Annotated in this window: 19 protein-coding genes; 8 read left to right on the top strand and 11 right to left on the bottom strand. The window is 64.8% G+C overall.

Translation table 11 applies throughout. From position 1 onward, the window contains the following. Nucleotides 1-73: 73 nt before the first annotated feature. Together FJ546_RS11580 and FJ546_RS11585 are read left to right on the top strand one after the other, a co-directional pair. A complete protein-coding gene (locus tag FJ546_RS11580) occupies nt 74-553 on the top strand; it encodes a thioesterase family protein (protein ID WP_140889451.1) in 480 nt (159 codons plus the stop codon). 246 nt (nt 554-799) lie between these two features. After that, nucleotides 800-997, top strand: a complete 198-nt coding sequence (locus FJ546_RS11585; RefSeq protein WP_010910205.1) for a hypothetical protein — start codon at nt 800-802, stop codon at nt 995-997. A gap of 51 nt (nt 998-1048) precedes the next feature. Here the strand turns inward: FJ546_RS11585 and FJ546_RS11590 are convergent, their stop codons facing one another. Then, nucleotides 1049-1528, bottom strand: coding sequence for an Lrp/AsnC family transcriptional regulator (locus tag FJ546_RS11590; protein WP_140889452.1), 480 nt, complete (start codon nt 1526-1528; stop codon nt 1049-1051). Nucleotides 1529-1617: 89 nt separating this feature from the next. On the opposite strand from FJ546_RS11590, the gene FJ546_RS11595 reads away from it, so the two are divergent. Continuing rightward, nucleotides 1618-2538, top strand: a complete 921-nt coding sequence (locus tag FJ546_RS11595) for a DMT family transporter (RefSeq protein WP_140889453.1) — start codon at nt 1618-1620, stop codon at nt 2536-2538. Nucleotides 2539-2830: 292 nt separating this feature from the next. On the opposite strand, the gene FJ546_RS11605 is transcribed toward FJ546_RS11595, so the two are convergent. Continuing rightward, a complete protein-coding gene (locus FJ546_RS11605; protein ID WP_140889565.1) occupies nt 2831-3679 on the bottom strand; it encodes a dienelactone hydrolase family protein in 849 nt (282 codons plus the stop codon). A gap of 286 nt (nt 3680-3965) precedes the next feature. On the opposite strand from FJ546_RS11605, the gene FJ546_RS31195 reads away from it, so the two are divergent. Both FJ546_RS31195 and FJ546_RS11610 read left to right on the top strand, forming a co-directional pair. Then, nucleotides 3966-4115 (top strand): hypothetical protein, encoded by a 150-nt coding sequence (locus tag FJ546_RS31195; RefSeq protein WP_181167910.1) that lies wholly within the window; start codon nt 3966-3968, stop codon nt 4113-4115. A gap of 9 nt (nt 4116-4124) precedes the next feature. Next, the gene (locus FJ546_RS11610) at nt 4125-4562 is read left to right on the top strand and encodes a hypothetical protein (RefSeq protein WP_140889454.1); all 438 of its coding nucleotides are present in this window, start codon (nt 4125-4127) and stop codon (nt 4560-4562) included. A gap of 153 nt (nt 4563-4715) precedes the next feature. Here FJ546_RS11610 and FJ546_RS11615 read toward each other — a convergent pair whose 3' ends face one another. After that, entirely contained in the window at nt 4716-7031 is a 2316-nt protein-coding gene (locus tag FJ546_RS11615; protein ID WP_140889455.1) for a glucose/quinate/shikimate family membrane-bound PQQ-dependent dehydrogenase, read from the bottom strand. Nucleotides 7032-7194: 163 nt separating this feature from the next. On the opposite strand from FJ546_RS11615, the gene FJ546_RS11620 reads away from it, so the two are divergent. Then, nucleotides 7195-8061, top strand: coding sequence for a DUF2059 domain-containing protein (locus FJ546_RS11620; RefSeq protein ID WP_246686811.1), 867 nt, complete (start codon nt 7195-7197; stop codon nt 8059-8061). Nucleotides 8062-8145: 84 nt separating this feature from the next. After that, nucleotides 8146-10836 (top strand): UvrD-helicase domain-containing protein, encoded by a 2691-nt coding sequence (locus FJ546_RS11625; RefSeq protein WP_140889456.1) that lies wholly within the window; start codon nt 8146-8148, stop codon nt 10834-10836. 52 nt (nt 10837-10888) lie between these two features. Here FJ546_RS11625 and FJ546_RS11630 read toward each other — a convergent pair whose 3' ends face one another. The 5 genes from FJ546_RS11630 to FJ546_RS11650 all read right to left on the bottom strand — a co-directional run bounded on the left by FJ546_RS11630 (nt 10889) and on the right by FJ546_RS11650 (nt 15851). After that, nucleotides 10889-11935, bottom strand: a complete 1047-nt coding sequence (locus FJ546_RS11630; protein ID WP_140889457.1) for an ABC transporter permease — start codon at nt 11933-11935, stop codon at nt 10889-10891. Further along, a complete protein-coding gene (locus FJ546_RS11635) occupies nt 11932-12729 on the bottom strand; it encodes an ATP-binding cassette domain-containing protein (RefSeq protein WP_140889458.1) in 798 nt (265 codons plus the stop codon). Before FJ546_RS11635 ends, FJ546_RS11630 begins: the two co-directional genes overlap by 4 nt. An 84-nt stretch (nt 12730-12813) precedes the next feature. Continuing rightward, a complete protein-coding gene (locus FJ546_RS11640) occupies nt 12814-13821 on the bottom strand; it encodes a substrate-binding domain-containing protein (RefSeq protein ID WP_019859056.1) in 1008 nt (335 codons plus the stop codon). Between the two features lie 93 nt (nt 13822-13914). Further along, nucleotides 13915-14823: a sugar phosphate isomerase/epimerase gene (locus FJ546_RS11645; protein ID WP_140889459.1), complete on the bottom strand. Its 909-nt coding sequence runs from the start codon at nt 14821-14823 to the stop codon at nt 13915-13917. 8 nt (nt 14824-14831) lie between these two features. Beyond that, the gene (locus FJ546_RS11650; RefSeq protein ID WP_140889460.1) at nt 14832-15851 is read right to left on the bottom strand and encodes a Gfo/Idh/MocA family oxidoreductase; all 1020 of its coding nucleotides are present in this window, start codon (nt 15849-15851) and stop codon (nt 14832-14834) included. 195 nt (nt 15852-16046) lie between these two features. On the opposite strand from FJ546_RS11650, the gene FJ546_RS11655 reads away from it, so the two are divergent. Continuing rightward, nucleotides 16047-17072 carry a LacI family DNA-binding transcriptional regulator gene (locus tag FJ546_RS11655; RefSeq protein ID WP_140889461.1) on the top strand — a complete coding sequence of 342 codons (1026 nt, stop codon included), beginning with the start codon at nt 16047-16049 and terminating at the stop codon, nt 17070-17072. Between the two features lie 18 nt (nt 17073-17090). Here FJ546_RS11655 and FJ546_RS11660 read toward each other — a convergent pair whose 3' ends face one another. The 3 genes from FJ546_RS11660 to FJ546_RS11670 all read right to left on the bottom strand — a co-directional run bounded on the left by FJ546_RS11660 (nt 17091) and on the right by FJ546_RS11670 (nt 19319). Next, on the bottom strand, nt 17091-17405 hold the full coding sequence (locus FJ546_RS11660; protein WP_095773971.1) for a hypothetical protein: 315 nt from the start codon (nt 17403-17405) through the stop codon (nt 17091-17093). Between the two features lie 54 nt (nt 17406-17459). Further along, nucleotides 17460-17666 (bottom strand): hypothetical protein, encoded by a 207-nt coding sequence (locus FJ546_RS11665; RefSeq protein ID WP_246686812.1) that lies wholly within the window; start codon nt 17664-17666, stop codon nt 17460-17462. Between the two features lie 99 nt (nt 17667-17765). Continuing rightward, the gene (locus FJ546_RS11670) at nt 17766-19319 is read right to left on the bottom strand and encodes a trimethylamine methyltransferase family protein (protein ID WP_140889462.1); all 1554 of its coding nucleotides are present in this window, start codon (nt 19317-19319) and stop codon (nt 17766-17768) included. Nucleotide 19320: the final 1 nt, after the last annotated feature.

Here is a 19320-nt window from a genome sequence, read left to right on the forward strand (position 1 = left end):
CCTTGGGAATTGCGTCAGAACAAAAAAGTCTTCGCAGTCACAATTTGTCCAGCACCAGAACAAGGAAGTTTCGATGTCCATCCCTGCCCCCTTCGTCTCCAAGCCCATGGACATCGAGAAGGACTGGATCGACTACAACGGCCATCTCAACATGGCCTATTACAACGTGCTGTTCGACCGCTGCTCGGACGAGGCCTTCGAGGCGATGGGCATGGGGCTGGACTATGTGAAGGGGCGCCGTCTCACCATCTACACCGCCGAAGTCCATGTCTGCTATGTCCAGGAATTGCATCTGGACCACAAGGTCCGGGTGTCCTTCCAGCTCATCGACCATGACGAGAAACGGCTCAGGGCCTACCAGGAAATCCGCCATGTCGATGGTTGGCTCGCCGCCACCTCCGAGACGCTGTCGCTGCACGTCGACATGTCGGGGCCGAAGGTCGCGCCGTTTCCCGCCGATGTGCTGGCCAAGGTCGAAGCCATGCGCGCCGCCCATTCCGTGCTGCCGATGCCGGAGCGTGCCGGCCGCTCGATCGGCATCAAACGCAAATAGGGCGAAGCCGACACCGCTCCGAACAGAGTGACGGGACCTCAAAGCCACACCGGCAATCCAAAATCGCGGAACCCCCAAATCGGCCGGCCCCAGTGCTTGAAGCCGCCCGGCACCCGCATTAACCTTACCGAGGTTTTAACGGGAACAAGCCAATTGAGCCGTTGAACGACTCAGCGGAGCGGTCGAAAACGATCCGCATCGAGTTGCGATACGGACGGCGGGGCGAAGCCGGTTCGAGGGACGTGCATGAAAACCGACATCAAGATCGAGGTGGACAGGCTGGCCGCCGATCCGCGCATCACGGACTACGATTTCTGGCGTTCGCTCAAGAACGTCGACAACGAGATCTTCCACATCGCCAACAACAACGAGCCGATCCCGTTCGACATGATCCGCTGGCGCAGCATCTTGAAGCGCGCTCGCCTGAAGCGCGGCCACGCATAGGCCGGCGAGACGACTCGCGAAAACACCGGGCAACCAATCAAACCGCGCCGTTTACGGCGACCGCTTCACCGCCGCCAGCGGCGAGCGCGCCACCACCGGTGACGACTGGATGATGGCCGTATTCGTCATCGCATAGGGAATGATGCGGTCGATCACCCGTTCGAGTTCGGCCACCGAGCCGACATGCGCGAGCGCGATGAAGCAATCCTCGCCGGTCACGCGGTCGCATTGCGCGATCTCCGGCGTTTCACGGATGATCTCGGCCACGACGGACAATTGCCCCGGCACCGGCCGGATGCGCAGCCATGCCGACAGCTTCAGGCCAAGGGCGGCGGGATTGATCTTGACGCAGTAGGCCTCGATCACGCCGTTTTCCTGCAGCCGCTTGATGCGCTCGGCGACACTCGGCGCCGACAGGCCGACCGAACGCGCCAGCTCCGCCGTGCTGGCGCGCGCGTCCTTTTCCAGCAGCCGCAGGATCTTCATGTCGGCCGCGTCGAGATCGCCATTTTCAGTTCGAAGGCGTTTCACGGATAAATCCTTGCTTTCGACAGAGATGTGACCAGATGGATTGATCGTCATCCATGTAGACTGCGGATAAGGCCTGCGATACTGATCCGATGGATGATCCAGCGCAAGCTCCCACGGCAGGCCCTGCGCTTGCCCCCGCCTCCACCGGCTCTGGCCTTGGCGGCCTGGCAACAAAATTGCCGCCGCATGTCTGGTTCGGCGTCAGCGCCGTCTTCCACTATCTCGGCCCGGCCTTCGCCGTGCTGCTCTTCCCGCATGTCGGCGTGCTCGGCATGGCTTGGCTGCGCATCGCCACCGCCGCGCTGATCTTCGCGCCGCTGACGCGCCCCTGGCGAAGCCTCGCCCGCGCCGATCCTCCGACGCGCCTGCTGCTGCTGGTCTTCGGCGCCTGCCTGGCGGTGATGAACTGCTCGTTCTACCTGGCCCTCGACCGCTTGCCGATCTCGCTGGTTGCGGCAATCGAATTCGTCGGCACCATCGGCGTCGCGCTGATCGGCCTCAGGAGCCTGCGCAATCTCGCCGCCCTTGCCATAGCCGTCACCGGCACCTTGCTCCTCATCGACGTCAGATGGTCCAGCGATCCCATCGGCCTGTTCTGGGCCTTCCTCAACGGCGCGCTCTTCGTCGGCTACATCGTGCTCGGCCACCGTGTTGCCCGTTCCGGCGCCGGCGGCGGCATTGCCGGCCTGGGTGCCGCCATGGCGGTCGCCTTCGTCGTCGTGCTGCCGATCGGCTTCCGCGACGCGCTGCCAGCCTTTTTCTCCCCGCCTCTGCTCATCGCCGCCATCGGCGTCGGCATCTGCTCCTCGGTCATTCCCTATATCTGCGACCAGCTTGCCATGTCGCGATTACCGCGCTCGAGTTTCGCACTGATGCTGTCGCTGCTGCCGGTCACCGCGACGCTGATCGGCGTCATCGTGCTGCGCCAGATTCCAAGCCTCGGCGATTGCCTCGGGATCGCATTGGTCGTCGCCGGCGTTGCCTTCCACAAGCCTCCATCCAGCGACTAGACACCGGGAAAACCGTTTATCGCCAATTGTTTGCACAAGCGCCGCGTCGGTTCCCGATCTCGCCTGACTGCGAGAAGACGTCCATTATTGAACCAATTGCGCCATCGAGCCGTTGACCCGCCACGTCGACATCCACCTCACCGACTGCCCGACGGGCGTAGAACGGTCTGACGTCGGCGTTGCGGAACCTGCAGGAAGGCTTGCGCCGCCCGCCGCCGGTCTCCACCTGGCCGGCCGGCTTCACCCTATCGCCGGCATTCGAGGCCGTCTGGGCACCCGCGGCCTGACGTCGCTACGCCAGTTTCTGCTTCAGGAAAGCGATCGTCCTGCCCCAGGCGAGATCGGCTGCTTTCTTGTCGTAACGCGCCGCCGACGTATCGTTGTTGAAGGCATGGTTGGCGCCTTCATAGACATAGACCGTGTATTCGACGTGCGCGGCGTCGAGCGCTTTCTTGAAGGCATCGATGCCGGCATTGGTGCGATCGTCCAGCCCGGCATAGTGCAGCAGCAGTGCGGCCTTGATCTTCGAGGCATCGGCGGCATTCGGCTGCATGCCGTAATAAGCGACGCTGGCGGCGAGGTCGGGCGCGTTGACGGCCAGCATGTTGGCCGTGCCGCCGCCCCAGCAGAAGCCGATGGCGCCGACCTTGCCGTTGCCATCCTTGTCGGCCTTGAGGAAGGCGACGGTCGCTACGGCGTTGGCGACGGTCTGCGTCGGATCGAGTTTGGTGAACATGTCGCGCGCCTTGTCCTCGTCATCAGGCGTGCCGCCAAGCGGCGACAGGAAATCCGGCGCCAGCGCCACGAATCCCTCCAGCGCCACGCGCCGGGCGACGTCGCGTATATGCGGGTTGAGCCCCCGGTTTTCGTGGATGACGATGACGGCGCCGAGCTTGCCGGCCTGGTTTGCCGGCTTCACCAGATAGCCCTTCATCTCGCCGCCGCTGCCGGGATAGCTGATGTCCTCGCCCTTCACCCTGGCATCGTTCTCGGCAACGATCGCCGCCTGGGCGGAATTCGCCGCCAGCATCGGCGCGATCGCGGCCGCCGCGGCACCAGATCCGGCAAGCCTGGTCAGCTGTTCCATGAAGCGGCGGCGATCGAGCGTCAGATGCGTGTATTCGTCGTAGGCATCGATCATTGCCTGCGTGATGACAGGTTTGTCGGCGATGGTGGATCTGGTCACGGGGGCGCTCCTCGACTTTGGTGTCCTTGCGTTGGCAAGATAGGGGCGAGGCCCGCACCGTCCAGTCACGGCTCGGTGACGCTCCCGTTCCTGGCAAGCGGCGGCAACCATCATCACAATTTTGTTATCGGCGACAAATCTTGATGGCGCTGCCACAATAGTGGGGGAAGCTGACTATCCGGCCGGTCCATGACATGGCCGCTGGCCTGAAGGGCCTGAAGTGAAAGGAAAACTGATGACCGTGACCTCGCCGATCCTGGCAACCGCCTTCATGCTTGCCGCAGCCGCCATTCTGGCGATGCGCGCAACCATTGTGGCGGCGAACCGGAAGTCCATGGTCAAGGTCCGCAGCCGCCAGCGCCATCCGGCAAACAAGAAAACCCAGGGTTGAGGTGAAGTCATGGACGTACAGGATATCGTGAACACCGTCTCGCAGAAGGCCGGCCTTGACCAGGCAACGACCGAAAAAGTCGTCGGCACCATTTTCTCGGTGCTCGAGCACGAGGCGGAAGGCACCAGCGCTTCATCCTTCTTCGCCAAGATTCCCGGCGCCGATGCGCTTGCGCAGAAATATGACGTCATGGCCGCGGCTCCTGCCGGCGGTGGTGGCGGCTTCCTGTCCTCGCTGCAAGGCGCGCTTGGCGGCGTTCTCGGCGAAAAGGCGGGCGCGCTGGTCAACGGCCTCGCCGCCCTCAAGGCATCCGGCCTCGATCTGGCGCAGATCCAGAAGGCCGGCGAGACGCTGGTCCAGGAGGCCGAAGCCGCCGCCGGCCCCGATTTGACCAACCAGGTGCTGGGCTCGGTGCCCAGCCTCAAGAGCCATCTCGGGCTCGGCTAGAGCATTCCAGGAAAAGTGTGCTGTTTCCCGGGAAAAGCGCGTAGCGCTTTCCCTTGCGAGTTACGTCAAAACAAAGGGTTAGCGCAGTTCGCCGTTTCCACGAAACGGTGAACTGACCTAGCGCCGAGACCGCTTTAGGCTGGCGCGGCCCAGCTACTTCGGCAACGCGTACGCCATCACATAATCCCCGGGCTTGGTGCCGACCGAGCCGTGGCCGCCGGCGACGATGACCACGAACTGGCGCCCGTCGGCGACCGTATAGGTCATCGGCGTCGACTGGCCGCCTGCCGGCAATCGGGCCCGCCAGAGCTGCTTGCCTGACGTGAGGTCATAAGCGCGCAGATAGTCATCGACCGCCGCGCCCAGGAAGGCGACACCGCCGGCGGTGATCATCGGCCCGCCAATGCCGGGCACGCCGACCTTCAGCGGCAGCGGCAGCGGCGTCATGTCGTAGACGGTGCCGTTGCGATGCTTGTAGTTGATCGTGCCGCTCCTGAGGTCGACGCCGGCGACGTAACCCCAGGGCGGCGCCTGGCAAGGGATGCCGAGCGGCGACAGGAACGGTCCCATCACCACCGCATAGGGCGCGCCCTCATTGCGGTTCAGCCCCTGCTCGCTGCCCCGTCCTTCATCCGGCGGCGGCACCTGGTCGCGCGGGATGAGCTGCGACTTGAACGCCAGATAGGTCGGCATGCCGAACATCACCTGCCGCACCGGATCGACCGCCACCCCGCCCCAGTTGAAGGTGCCGAAATTGCCGGGATAGACCAGCGAACCCTGTACGGAAGGCGGCGTGTAGCGGCCTTCGTAGCGCAAGCCCTGGAATTCGATCCGGCAGGCCAACTGGTCGAACATGGTGATGCCCCACATATCGGCGCCGGTGAGCGGCTTCGGCATGAAGGTAAGATCGGAGACCGGCTGCGTCGGCGACGTGTGGTCGCCCTCGATGGCACCGCCGGGCGCCGGCACTTCCTTGACCGCGATCACCGGTTCGCCGGTGCGCCGGTCAAGCACATAGAGGTCGCCCTGCTTGGTCGGCCCGACCAGCGCCGGCACGACCGAGCCGTCGGCTTTGGTGATGTCGATCAGGCTCGGCTGCGCCGGCACGTCCATGTCCCAGAGATCGTGGTGCACGGTCTGCCGCACCCATTTCAACTGCCCGGTGTTGAGGTCGAGCGCGGTGATCGAGGAGGAGAATTTCTCGACATTGGCGCTGCGTCCGGCGCCGAGCTGGTCCGGCGTCTGGTTGCCGAGCGGCACGTAGAGCAGGCCGAGCTTCTCGTCGGCGCTCGGCGTCGACCACATGTTGGGCGAGTTGGCGGTGTAGGTCTGGCCGGCGGGCAGTGGCGTCGTCTGGTCCGGATTGCCGGAATCCCAGTTCCAGATCAGTTTGCCGGTGCTCGCATCATAGGCACGGATGACGCCGGACGGTTCCTGCGTCGAATAATTGTCGTTGACCGCGCCGCCGACGATGATCTTGCCGCCTGATATCAGCGGCGCCGAGGTCGAGTAGTAATAGCCCGACTTCGGGTATGGCATTCCGGACAACAGGTTGAGTGTGCCGCCCTCAGCGAAGGCGGGACAGACCTGCCCGCTGGCGGCATCGAGCGCGATCAGCCGCGCATCCGAAGTCGGCAGATAGACGCGGGCAGCACAAGGCTGGCCGGCGGCGCCGGTGGCATCGGCATAGTAGGATACGCCGCGGCAGGTCTGGTGCTGGCGGTCCTTGTCGAGCTTGATCTTGGGATCGTAGCGCCATTTTTCCTTGCCGGTCGCGGCGTCCACCGCGATGGCGAAATTGTGCGGCGTGCAGATGTAGAGCGTGTCGCCGATCTTGAGTGGCGTCACCTGATAGGTGGTCTCGCCGATGTCGTCAGGCCCCTTCACGTCGCCGGTGCGGTAGGTCCAGGCCGGCTGCAGACTGGCGACATTGTCCGGCGTGATCTGGTCGAGCGGCGAATAGCGCTGGCCGAACTGCGTGCGCCCATAGAAGTGCCATTCGCCCGCCGGCACATCATTGCCCAGATTGGCGTTGGGAATCACCTTGTCGGTATCGAGCGCCCCGGCAATGTCCTTCGGGTCCGTCGTCATCGAATAGCCGGCCACCGCCAGCGATGCGAGCACGGCAAGGATCAGCGGCGCGCGCCCGTCAGGCCCGGCAAGGCCCCGCCTTGCCCACGGCGTCAGCAGCCATAGCGCCACCAGCACGATGATGCCGCCGCGCGGGCCGAGCTCCCACCAGTCGAAACCGATTTCCCAGACCGCCCAGGCCAGCGTGCCGATCACGATCGCCGCATAGAGCCAGAGCGCCGTGGACCGGCGCCGGTAAAGCAGCCAGGCGGCGATCAGGAAGGCGAGGCCGACGACTATGTAGTACCAACTGCCCCCCAGCCACGCCAGCCAGATGCCACCGCCACCAAGCGCCAGACCGAGCAGAAAGAGAACGAGAGAGGTGATGGTGACAGCCAAGATGATACTCCTTCGACTGTTGCGCGCTCGCGCGGCCATGGCAAACCGGTGCACCGCTCCTGCCCTGCGCACAGCTTTCTCCCGCCTGCTCCGCCTGTCAAGCTGCCCACACGCCAAGGTGGCAATCCATCTTGCCTGCGTCAGGGTTTTTCCCGCAGTCTCCATGGATCATCTTTCCCGTGGAGCAAGCAAAATGCCGTCACTCGTTCCGCCACTGATGCGCATGGCGCTTGTGTTCTACTGCCTCGTCCCGCTCATTGCTGGCACTGTGGCCGCGCCGGCGCAGACAATCAGCGAGATCAACAAGGCGAACGGCTTTCACGAGATGCTGATGGGCATTGGCCCGGATTTCACCGCGGCCGTGAAATCGGCGCCGGGAACGCCGCCACAAAAGGTCCAGGACGCCCTTGCCGCCGCCATGGAAGGTGCGTTTGACCCGGAGAAGATGGAAGCGGCCATCGAAGCCCGGATGGCGGACAGGCTCAGTGCCAAGGACCTGTCCGAACTGGCCTCGTTTTACGCTTCACCCCTGGGCAAACAGGTCACCGCGCTCGAGATCCAAGCTTCGTCGCCGCAGGCAAGGGAGGCCAAGAAGATCGAGGGCGCCAAAATCCTCGGCGAGCTTCCATCCAGGGATCCGGCCAGGTTCGCATTGTACAGGAAGATGATGGACGATATCAGCGCCGTCGACACCGGAGAAGCCGTCGCCTTGAACATGGGCTATGCGATGCTTTCCGAAATGCTGGGCGCGGCCGGAAAGCCCCTGCCCGACGACCAGGTAATGGCCCTTCTGCGCAAGCAAACCGAAGGGCTTCGCCGTGACATCGACAGCGAGGCCATGGAATCTGCAGCCTATGTCTACCGTGATATGTCCTTGGCCGACCTGAAGCTCTATGGTGCCTTCCTGGCCTCACCCGCCGGCAGCCGCTACTACGACCAGATGCAGGTCGCCCTGGGCGCGGTAATGACGGACGAGGCGCGCGCCTTCGGCCATCGATTCTTCGTCGCCCTCGGCTACCGCAAGGCTTGAGCCGCTCGGATAAGCCACTTTTACCCGGAACAAAACGTAGACAGTTCTGGTCTTTCCCTGCCGAATCACTACATTCGGGGGAAGATGTCCGGCTTTTCCGAAGACATGCCCTTTTTCGATGAACCCAATGCGCGGCCCACGGCCCCGTCGGGCATTGCCGCGCGCGCCATGGCTGCCCGCGGCGGCCAGAACAGCGCGCCCGATTATCTCAAGGGGCTGAATCCGGAACAAAGGCTGGCGGTGGAAACCACCGAAGGCCCGGTTCTGGTGCTGGCCGGCGCCGGCACCGGCAAGACGCGTGTGCTCACCACCCGCATCGCCCACATCCTTGCCACTGGCAAGGCCTTCCCGTCGCAGATCCTCGCCGTGACCTTCACCAACAAGGCCGCGCGCGAGATGAAGCAGCGCATCGGCATCCTGATCGGCGAAGGCAATGTCGAGGGCATGCCCTGGCTCGGCACCTTCCACTCGATCGGCGTGAAGCTGTTGCGCCGCCATGCCGAGCTTGCCGGTTTGCGTTCCGACTTCACCATCCTCGACACCGACGACGTCGTGCGGCTGATCAAGCAGCTGATCCAGGCCGAGGGCCTCGACGACAAGCGCTGGCCGGCCAAGCAGTTCGCCCAGATGATCGACGGCTGGAAAAACAAGGGGCAAGGTCCGGCCGATATCGCCGAGGGCGACGCGCGCAGCTTCGCCAACGGCAAGGGCCGCGAGCTCTACAAGGCCTATCAGGAGCGGCTGCAGACGCTGAACGCCTGCGACTTCGGCGACCTGCTCTGCCACCCCATCCGCATCTTCCGCGCCAATCCGGACGTGCTGAAGGACTACCACCGACGCTTCAAATACATCCTCGTCGACGAGTATCAGGACACCAACACCGCCCAGTACATGTGGCTGCGCCTGCTGGCGCAGCGGCCGGACGGCAAGCCGATCTCCCCCCTTGAGGGAGAGATGTCCGGCAGGACAGAGGGGGGCGCCTCGCGCCGACAGGCCGGTGGGGCACCGCCCCCCTCTGTCGGCTCCGCCGACATCTCCCCCTCAAGGGGGGAGATTGGGCGCGCTTCGGTCGAGGCTCGCGCCACCATAAACATCTGCTGCGTCGGCGACGACGACCAGTCCATCTATGGCTGGCGCGGCGCCGAGGTCGACAACATCCTGCGCTTCGACAAGGATTTCCCGGGCGCCACCATCATCAGGCTGGAGCGCAACTACCGCTCGACCGCGCACATCCTTGGCGCGGCTTCGCATCTCATCGCCCACAATGAAGGGCGCTTCGGCAAGACGCTGTTCACCGAACGCAACGACCCCGAGGATGGCAAGGTCAATGTCCACGCCGCCTGGGATTCCGAGGAGGAAGCCCGCGCCATCGGCGAGACCATCGAGGCCTATCAGCGCCAGAAGCACAATCTCAACGACATGGCGATCCTGGTGCGCGCGTCCTTCCAGATGCGCGCCTTCGAGGACCGCTTCATCACGCTCGGCCTCAACTACCGCGTCATCGGCGGCCCGCGCTTCTACGAGCGCATGGAAATCCGCGACGCGCTGGCCTTCTTCCGCGTCGTCGCCAACAGCGGCGACGACCTCGCCTTCGAACGCATCGTGAATGTGCCCAAGCGCGGGCTGGGCGAAGCCACCATCCGCCAGATTCACGACACGGCGCGTGCGCTGCGCATTCCAATGCTGGAGGCCGCGGGCAATCTCGCCGAGAGCGACGAGTTGAAGCCGAAACCGCGCGCCGCGTTGCGCGAAGTGGCCGCCAATTTCGAGCGCTGGCAGAAGGCGCTGGAAACCAAGCCGCACACCGAGCTCGCCGAGACCATTCTCGAGGAGAGCGGCTACACCGATATGTGGAAGAACGACCGCTCGGCCGAAGCGCCGGGCCGGCTGGAGAACCTCAAGGAACTGATCCGCTCGATGGAGGAGTACGAATCGCTGCGCTCCTTCCTCGAGCATGTCGCGCTGGTCATGGATGCCGAGCAGAATGCCGGGCAGGACGCCGTCTCCATCATGACGCTGCATTCTGCCAAGGGCCTCGAATTCGAGACGGTCTTCCTGCCGGGTTGGGAAGAAGGCTTGTTCCCGCACCAGCGCGCGCTCGATGAAGGCGGCCGCTCCGGGCTGGAGGAAGAGCGCCGGCTGGCCTATGTCGGTCTCACCCGGGCCAAGAAGAACCTGCATATCTGGTTCGTCTCCAACCGCCTGATCCACGGGCTCTGGCAATCGACCATCCCGTCGCGCTTCCTCGAGGAGCTGCCGGAATCCCATGTCGAGATCGCCGAAAGCGGCAATTCCTATGGCGGCTACGGCAATCCCTATGGCGGCGGCTCCTTCGCCTCCGGCCGTGGCGGCGGGCGACAGAACCCCTACGGCGCCTCGCGTTTCGACAATGTCGGCGCCAACACCGAAAAATCCGGCGCTTTCTCCAACACCTATTCGACGCCCGGCTGGCAGCGCGCGCAGGCCAACCGCACCGAAGCCACCGACCGCAACTGGGGCACGCGCTCCGGCCACCAGGTCGAGCGCATCGGCTATGGTGAGACCGATTCGGGCTACGGCGCCGGCCGCACGAGCGTAAAGGGCCGCACCATCGACGGCGAACTGGTCGCCAAATCCGTCGCCGACAAGCCGTCGCCCTTCAGCGTCGGCGACCGGGTCTTCCACCAGAAATTCGGCAACGGCAACATCTCGGCCATAGAAGGCAACAAGCTGACCATCGACTTCGACAAGGCTGGCCAGAAACGCGTGCTCGACGGGTTTGTGGCCGCGGTGTGAGCTGCCCTTCCGAGCAGCTCTCGGCGCCGTTCCAACAACGGCAGTGCCTCCCTCACCGGTACCGTGCCTGGTTCCACTTGTGCCCGAGCAGCGACAGGATAATGATCAGCCCGTTGAAGAACTGCACGTAGAAGCCGCTCAGGCCTGCCGCCACGACGCCGGTCTGGATGAACGACACGGTGACCGCGCCGATGGCGCCGCCAACGACCGTGCCGATGCCGCCCCAGGTTGGCGTGCCGCCGACGAACACCGAGGCCAGCACCGGCAGGAGATAGCCGTCGCCGGCCGTCGGCCACCAGGTGAAGTTGATCATCACCGAAAACGTGCCGGCGATCGCAGCCCCTATGCCGACGAAGACGAACACCTTCACCCGCACGCGCTTGACGTCGATGCCCATCTGCTGGGCGCTATCGGGATTGTCACCGACCACCCTCACCTGCGCGCCGAAACGATGCCTGTTGTAGAGCATCGCCGACAGCACGACGAAGGCGATGGCCCAGAAGATCTGCACCGGAACGCCGTAGATCTGGCTGGAGAATATCTTGTAGGCCCAGCTGTTGCCGAGGCTGGTCAGCGACATCGACTTGCCTTCGTTGATGATCTGGATCAGGCCGCGCAGCAGGAAATTCATGCCGAGCGTGGCGATCAGCGAGGACAGCCCGCCATAGACGACCAGCGACCCGACGAGGAAACCGAGCAGCATGCCGGTGACGAGTGCCGCGGCAATGCCGAGGAACGGGTCGTAGCCAGCCTGCACCACCAGGGCGAAGACCCAGGAGGCAAAGCCCATCGTCGCCGGAAACGACAGGTCGATCTCGCCGCAGGTGACGACGAAGACCAGCGGCACCACCACGAACAGCGCCACGGGCAGCGTCGTCAGCACGGAGCTGTAGAGATACCAGGTGGTGAACACGGTCGGGTTGGCGACCATGAACACCGCCATCATGACGATGAACACGGCGAGCGTGCCGAGCGAGGCGCGGTTGTCGAGGACGAAGCCGCGCAGCCAGTGGTCGGATGGATGTTTCCACTCTTGGCGGGCGGACCCGGCATGAGCGCGCAGAGGGCTTTCGAGATCGGGTTCCATGGTCTTGCTCATCGCGCTTGCTGCTCCGCTTCGCTGGCCTCGCGCAGCCCGGGCAATCCGCCGGGATGCGCGACGTCCTCCATGAAATTGATCAACTCTTCCGCCGACTTGACCGCGCTGCGGTCGGCGGTCAGCGCCACCTTGCCGCGATCGAGCACCACGAAGCGGTCGGCGATGTCGAAGACATGATGGATGTTGTGGCCGATGAACAGGATCGAGCGTCCGCTCGCCCGCACCTGGCGCACGAAATGGAACACCTTGGCGGTCTCGGTCAGCGACAGCGCCGTCGTCGGCTCGTCGAGGATGATCAGCTCGGCCTGCTTGTAGATGGCGCGCGCGATCGCCACGCCCTGGCGTTCGCCGCCCGACAGCTGGCCGACGATCGAGTGCGGCGTGAACACTTTCGAGGTGAAACCGATCTCGCGCATCAGCCGGCTCGCCTCCTCGATCTCCTTGTTGACCTTCAGCCAGCCCATGAAGCCGGTCAGTTCGCGGCCCATGAAGATGTTGCGCACGATGGTCTGCTGCACGGCCAGCGCCCGGTCCTGGAACACCGTCTCGATGCCGGCGTCGCGCGAGCGCGCCGCGCTCCAGCCGCTCACCGGCTTGTCACGCACGAGGATGTCGCCGCTGGTCGGCCTGACCACGCCGGACAGGATCTTGATCAGCGTCGACTTGCCGGCGCCATTGTCGCCGATGAGGCCGACCACCTCGCCGCGGTCGACGCTGAGATTGACGCCGCCCAGCGCATAGACCTGACCGTAGGATTTCGTGATATCGCGCAGTTCGATGATGCGTTCGGCCATCGGATCCTCGCTTTCATTGTCGCATGCCGGCCCTTTGCCGGCGGTCCTGCCGGCCGGGTTGAACCGGCCGGCAGCCTTGGGAGGTCAGCGCAGCGCCTGCTTGGCGAGCTCTGAGACGATCTCGTAGTTCTGCGGCGTGACGAAGCCGGCACCGGTGTCGACATTCATCGGCGCCAGCCCCAGCACCACTTGCTGGCAGAGGCTGAGGATCGGCAGATAGCCCTGCATGAATGGCTGCTGGTCGGCCGTCAGCTGCACCCAGCCACCCTTGAAGCCCTCGACGATCTGCGGGCTGGTGTCGAAGCCGAAATTGAAGATGTCGCCGGGCTTCCGGCCCGCGGCCTGCATGTAGGTCGGCACATTGCCGAGCATCTGGCCGCCTGGATAGCCAACTGCCTTGACACCCGGATTGTTGAGCAACGCCGCGGTGATCACCGGTATGGCGAGGTTCGGATCGGCGGCCCACTCGGTTGCGGAATTGATTTGCACGACGTCGACGCCGGCCTCCTTCAATGCGGCGACCGTCCCACGCTCGCGTGCGCCCCGGCTCTCATTGTCGAAGGGCCCGATCATGATCGCCTTGTCACCGGATTTCAGCCCGGCCAGCTTGAACGCCTCGGCGCCGAGCGCGCGGCCCTGCTGCTCCTGCTGCGCGCCGACATAGCCGCCACCGAACGCCGCCGTCACCTTCGGCACCGGCACGTTCTGGTACATCATCTTGATGCCGTCCTTATGCGCCTGCTCGGCCAGCGGCATGATCGCGTCTTCGCCTGGATGGCCCATCATGGCGATGCCGTTGGGCTTGACCGCAACCGCCTCGCGCAATTGCTGCACCATCTTTTCGACGTCCCAGCCGGAGAAGATGTAGTCGACCTTTGGCCCGAGATCGGCCGCTGCCTGCTTGGCGCCATTATAGACGATTGTGCCGAAAGCGTCGCCCTCGGCGCCGCCGACGAAGAAGCGGATATGGACATCCTTGCACCACTGGGCGTCGAGCGCCCGTGCCGGCAAGGTCGAGATGGCTGCGCAAAGCGCCGTGGCGGCGGCCACGACGGTCGTGCGCAGAAGTGTCGTTCTGATCGCGATGCTCATGCACTTGTCCTCCCATTGTTTCCCTCGTCAGCCGAGGGGTTGTTGACGATTGTTTCGCCACTTACGAACCGGCTCCTCCCGCCGGGCGGGTCCTCACGTTGGATTTTGCAGGTAGCTGGCGCCTCCCCGGCATTGCTTGAGATACTCCAGCGCCCGGACCTGGCCGGTGATCTCGAGATCGCCGCGATAGACCGGATCGTGCCAGCCCTCTATGTCGATGGCGCCCTTGTAGCCGGCCAGCCGCAATTCGCTGATCACCCGCGTCCAGTCACTGTCGCCGAAGCCGGGCGTGCGCATCTGTACAAAGGGCAGCCGGCCGAACACGCCGTGCTCGCGGATGACGTCCCAGCGCACGGTGGCGTCCTTGCCATGGACATGGAAGATGCGCGGCGCCCATTTGCGGATCTGCGGGATCGGATCGATCAGATAGACGAGCTGGTGGCAGGGCTCCCATTCGAGCCCGAGAGCGTCGTCCGGCACTTCGTTGAACATTAGCTCCCAGGCGTCCGGATTGTGGGCGATGTTCCAGTCGCCGGCCGCCCAATTGCCGTCCATGGCACAGTTCTCGAAGGCGATGCGCACGCCCTTGTCGGCGGCGCGCTTGGCCAGCGGCCCCCACACTTCGCGAAAGCGCGGCAGGCTGTCCGTCAGCTTCTTGCCGCGGATGCGCCCGGTGAAGCCGCTGACCATCGAAGCGCCGAACAGATGCGCATTGTCGATGACCGTCTCCCAGGCCGCGAGCACGCCGCGATCGACCTCGCCGCTCTCCAGCGGATTGCCGAAGACGCCGATGGACGAAACCGCGACATCGGCATCGCCGATCGCGTCGCGGATTTCGCCGGCAAGGCGTGGAAGGTCCTTGCCGCCCAGCGTCTGCCAGAAGAAGGGCTGGATGCTCTCGAAGCCGAGCGGCAGGATCTGCTTGATATACGCCGCCGGGTCGTCGAGGTTGGCCCGCACCATGGTGCCGATCCTGATGTCGAGAAGCGGGTTTGGCATCATCGCGTTTCCTATGAAATCGCCACGCGGCGTCCGGTTTCGGCGCTCTCGATGGCGCCGAAAACCATGGCCAGGCTTTTGATGTTGTCGGTGCCGCGCGTCTCCGGCTCGGTGCCGGTCTCGATGGCGTGCATGAAATCCCTGATGATGCCGAGATGGCCGCCGACGCGGTCGGCTGGATCGAGCGGCGGCACGTCGATCGGCTGGGTCTTGGCGAACAGCCCATCGCGGCCCGTCGCGACCACCTCCGCCGTCAAGAGGTCATGGCCGTCCCATATGAGGCTGCCGCGCTCGGCGACGATGCGCCAGCTGCCTTCCCAACTGGTGCGGAGGCCGTCGGCGCACCAGGACCCGGCATAGGTGAAGACCTTGCCGCCGCCGAGATCGAAGACCGCACTTGCCGACGAGCCCTGCCGGTACCAGGAATTGGCCGGCTCCCATTCCTGGCAGTAGACGCCGGCCGGCTCGCCGCCGGCCATATAGCGGGCGGCGTCGAAAGTGTGGATGGCCATGTCGAGCAGCAAGACATGCGCCATCTCCTCGCGAAAGCCGCCGAAATGCGGCGCGACGAAGAAATCGGCATGGATGCTGGTCGCCGCGCCAATGGCACCGGAGTCCAGGAAGCGGCGGATGCGCCTGACATTGGCGACGTAGCGGCGATTCTGCACGACGGCATGGATGCGCCCGGCCCGGCGGGCCGCCTCGACGATGGCGCGCGCGTTTTCAGGACTGTCGGCCAGCGGCTTTTCGGTCAGGAGATGGCAATTGTGGGCGAAGGCCGAAAGCGCGACCTCGCGCCGGGCGGCGGGAACCACGACATCGAACACCGCGTCGGGCCTGGTCTGGTCGAGCACCGCGTCGAGACTGGTGCCGATGACAATGCCTATGAGGTCGTATTCGTGCGCCCTCGCCTTCGCCCGCTCGGCGTCGAGGTCGACAAGGCCGACAATGGCAAGTCCATCGATCTGCCTCGCGGCATCGAGCCATTGCCTGCTCATCGCGCCGCAGCCGACGAGGACGACATTCATCATCCGGCGTTCCTCCTCCGCTCGGTCCCTCCAGACCGATCGTCACGACATCCACGGCATCACCGTAAACGTTTTTCCGTAAACGTTTACGAGAACACACCCGATAGCGTAGAATGTCAATTGGCCGCTCGCGAAAATCGTCTCGAAGCCTTGGCCTGAGCGGCAGCCAATGATAGCGAAGGCAGGGGGAGAAAGTCCTTGGCGTCCAGCATTCACGACCTAGCGCGTCACCTGAACATTTCGATCGGCACCGTGTCGCGGGCGCTGAACGGCCGCGCCGACGTCAATGCCGACACGCGCCAGCGCGTGCTCGACGCCGCCAAGAAGCTGAACTATTCACCCAACCAGTCCGGCCGCAGTCTCAGGCAAGGCGCGACCCACTCGATCGCCTTCATGCTGCAGCCGCATCCTGGCGACCAGCAATATGGCGAACCGTTCTTCATTCCCTTCCTGATCGGGCTGCAAGGCCGCCTTGCCGAAAGCGGGCTCGACCTGACCGTGGTGATGGGCGCGCCGGGCGACTATCAGCAGGAGCGCCTGCGCCGCGTCGTCGAGACGCGCCGCGCCGATGCCGTGCTGCTGGCCTGGACGCGGCGCGAGGACGAGCGCATCGATTATCTCACACAGGTCGGTTTCCCCTTCGCCACGCTCGGCCGCAGCCGCAGCGGCGGCAAGGCCTATCCGTCGCTCGACCTCGATTTCGAGAAGGCAGGCAGCGATGCGGTCGACCGCTTGGTGGCGCGCGGCCACCGCCGTATCGCCGCCATCCGCCCTTCCCTCAATCTCAATTTCGGCCATCTGTTTCTGAACGGCTACCGCAAAGCCCTGAAACGGCACGGCATCGAGGCCGACCCCGCGCTGATCGCCGACGGTTTCATCAACGAGGCCGGCGGCTACCAGGTGACGCCGCGCGTGATGCTGGCAAAGGACCGGCCGACGGCCATCATCTTCAACAACGACGCCATGGCCCTCGGCGGCTGCAAGGCGCTGGCCGAGATGGGCATCCGGCCGGGCCACGACATCGCGGTGACCGTCATCGTCGACACGCCGCTCTGCCGCTATTTTTCCCCGGCGCTGACCGCTTTCCGTCCGGCGCTGGAGCCGATGGGCCGGCGCCTGGCCGAAATGCTGCTGGCCTCGCTTCCCGCCTTCGCCGGCCCGGAAGGCCCGCGTATCATCCACGAAGTCTGGCCGCTGGAATTGGTCGCGCGCGACAGCGATTGATGGCGCTCGTGAGGGCTATCAATCCACCTTCTTCTCGCCCCGCTCGCCGGCCTTGACGATGTCGCCAGTGGTGAACAGGATTTCCTTCAACTCCGCCCGCCAGTCCTTCTTCTGGCGCAGCAGGAATTCCAGGTCCATGCCGAAATGCTTGAACTCCTCGCCTTGCGCGTTCTGCATGATGGCCCGCGCTTGCGCATCCTTCTCCACCGAGATGCGCTGTTCGTACCAGCCGATCGCTTCCGCCTCCTCGATCAGCGAGGTGATCATGCGGGCAAACGTCCGCACCTTCTGTGACAGTTCTTCAGGCGGTTCGTGATACTGGTCGAAACCCATGTCGTCCTCCGTGGTTCATTCCCATGAATGCCCGGGAATGCCGCCGGTTCCGCATCACCGCTGCAATTCCGCCAGCGCCCGCTCCAGCGGTGCCGGCGAAATCTGGATCGTTCCGGGGAACGGCACGTCCATGTCGAGGATCAGGTAGATCGCCCCGGCGATCAGCGCGGCCGAGACGACGTAGGTTGCGAGCGTGATGGCATTTTTCGGCGCCCTGAACCCGAAACTGGCGAAGATCAGCGCCAGCCACGCATGAAGCACATTTCCGCACGGCAGTGCACCGCTTGCCAATGACCCCGGCACCGATCACGCCGCGAACGTCGCGGCAAAGGCCGGGTGTCTCGCGCGAAAGCTCGCCGCTCACGAAACCGGCGCCGCGCCGCCCTCTTCGGTGCGGCGCGCGATGAATTCGTCGAGCACTCCGGCGGTCGCCGCAGCCGAAGCGGGCGGCTCGAAATCGGCGAGGATGCGTTTCCAGATACCGGTGGCGCGCTCGCTGGCGGTCCTTGATCCGCTTTGCGTCCAGTTGCCGAAATTCGACCAGTCGGCCACCAGTGGCTCATAGAATGCGGTGCGGTAGCGCGCCATCGTGTGGCCGGCCGAGAAGAAATGCCCGCCAGGCTGCACTTCGGCGATGGCGTCGAAACCGATCGCGTCGTCGTCGCCAGGCGTTGCCGCGCAAAGCTCGGCAATCGACTGCACAGCCTCGATGTCGGTGATCAGCTTCTCGAAGGAGACACTCAGGCCGCCCTCCAGCCAGCCCGCGGCGTGGACACAGACGGTGGCGCCGGCAAGCACCGAGCCCCAAAGGGCGAACTGCGACTCATGGGCGGCCTGCGCATCGGAAATGTTGGCGGCACTGCCGGCGCCCGAACGCCAGGGAAGGCCGATGAAGCGCGCCAATTGGCCGGCCCCCAGTGTCGCCTTGACGTGCTCGGGCGTGCCGAATGCCGGAGCGCCCGACTTCATGTCGACATTGGAGGAGAAGGAACCGTAAAGCACGGGTGCGCCCGGGTGCACGATCTGCGCCAGTGCCAGACCGGCCAGCGCCTCGGCATGCTGCAGCGTCAGCGCGCCGGCGACCGTGATCGGCGCCATCGCGCCTGCTAGGCAGAACGGCGTGATGACCAGGACCTGCCCGGCGCGGGCGAAGTCGATGATGCCTTGCGCCATCGGAATGTCGAGCTGGCGCGGTGAATTGGTGTTGATGATGGTGTAGCAATGGGCGCCAGCGCGGAATTCATGCTCCGACAGTCCGCGCGCCAGCCGGATCATCTCGAACCCATCCTGGACCTGCGGCGTGCCGCGCGCGAAGACAAAGGGGAACTTGTCGGACAGCGTCAACTGCGCGCGGTTGACGGCATAGTGGCGAAAACGGTTGTCGACATCCTGCGGCTCGATGCAGGGGCAAAGCATGTGCAGTACGTCGAAATGCTGGATGAGCTTGGTCAATTCCTCGAAGGCGCCGAGCGTTCCCGGCCGGCGGCCGCGCTCGAGATCGGTGACGTTGGGCGCGCCCGCGCCGGCGAGGAACGTCATCGAGCCGAGTTCGAGCAAAAGATCGCGGCTGCGGTCGCCCGCCAGTGCTGGAATTGATTTTGGCGCCGAGGCCAGTGCCGCGGCCACGATGTCGCGGCCGATGCGCACCATGTCGGTGTCCGGGTCCACAAGCGCACCGGCGCGGGCAAAAATCTCCCGCGCCTGTGGCAAGAGCACCTTGATGCCGAGCTCCTCCAGCACGCGCAGCGCCGTGCCGTGGATGGAAGCCACCTGGTCATCCGAAAAGATCGGCTGCGGCAGGAACGGGTTCTTCAGCGACCGGTAGTTGGGCCGGCGGCTGCTTTCGCTGCCGGCTTCGCCCGTGCGTCCACGCCGGCGCTCGCGCCTGCTGTCTCGTGCCGCGTCATCGATCATC

The sequence above is a fragment of the Mesorhizobium sp. B2-4-19 genome (assembly GCF_006441315.1).
Classification (GTDB): domain Bacteria; phylum Pseudomonadota; class Alphaproteobacteria; order Rhizobiales; family Rhizobiaceae; genus Mesorhizobium.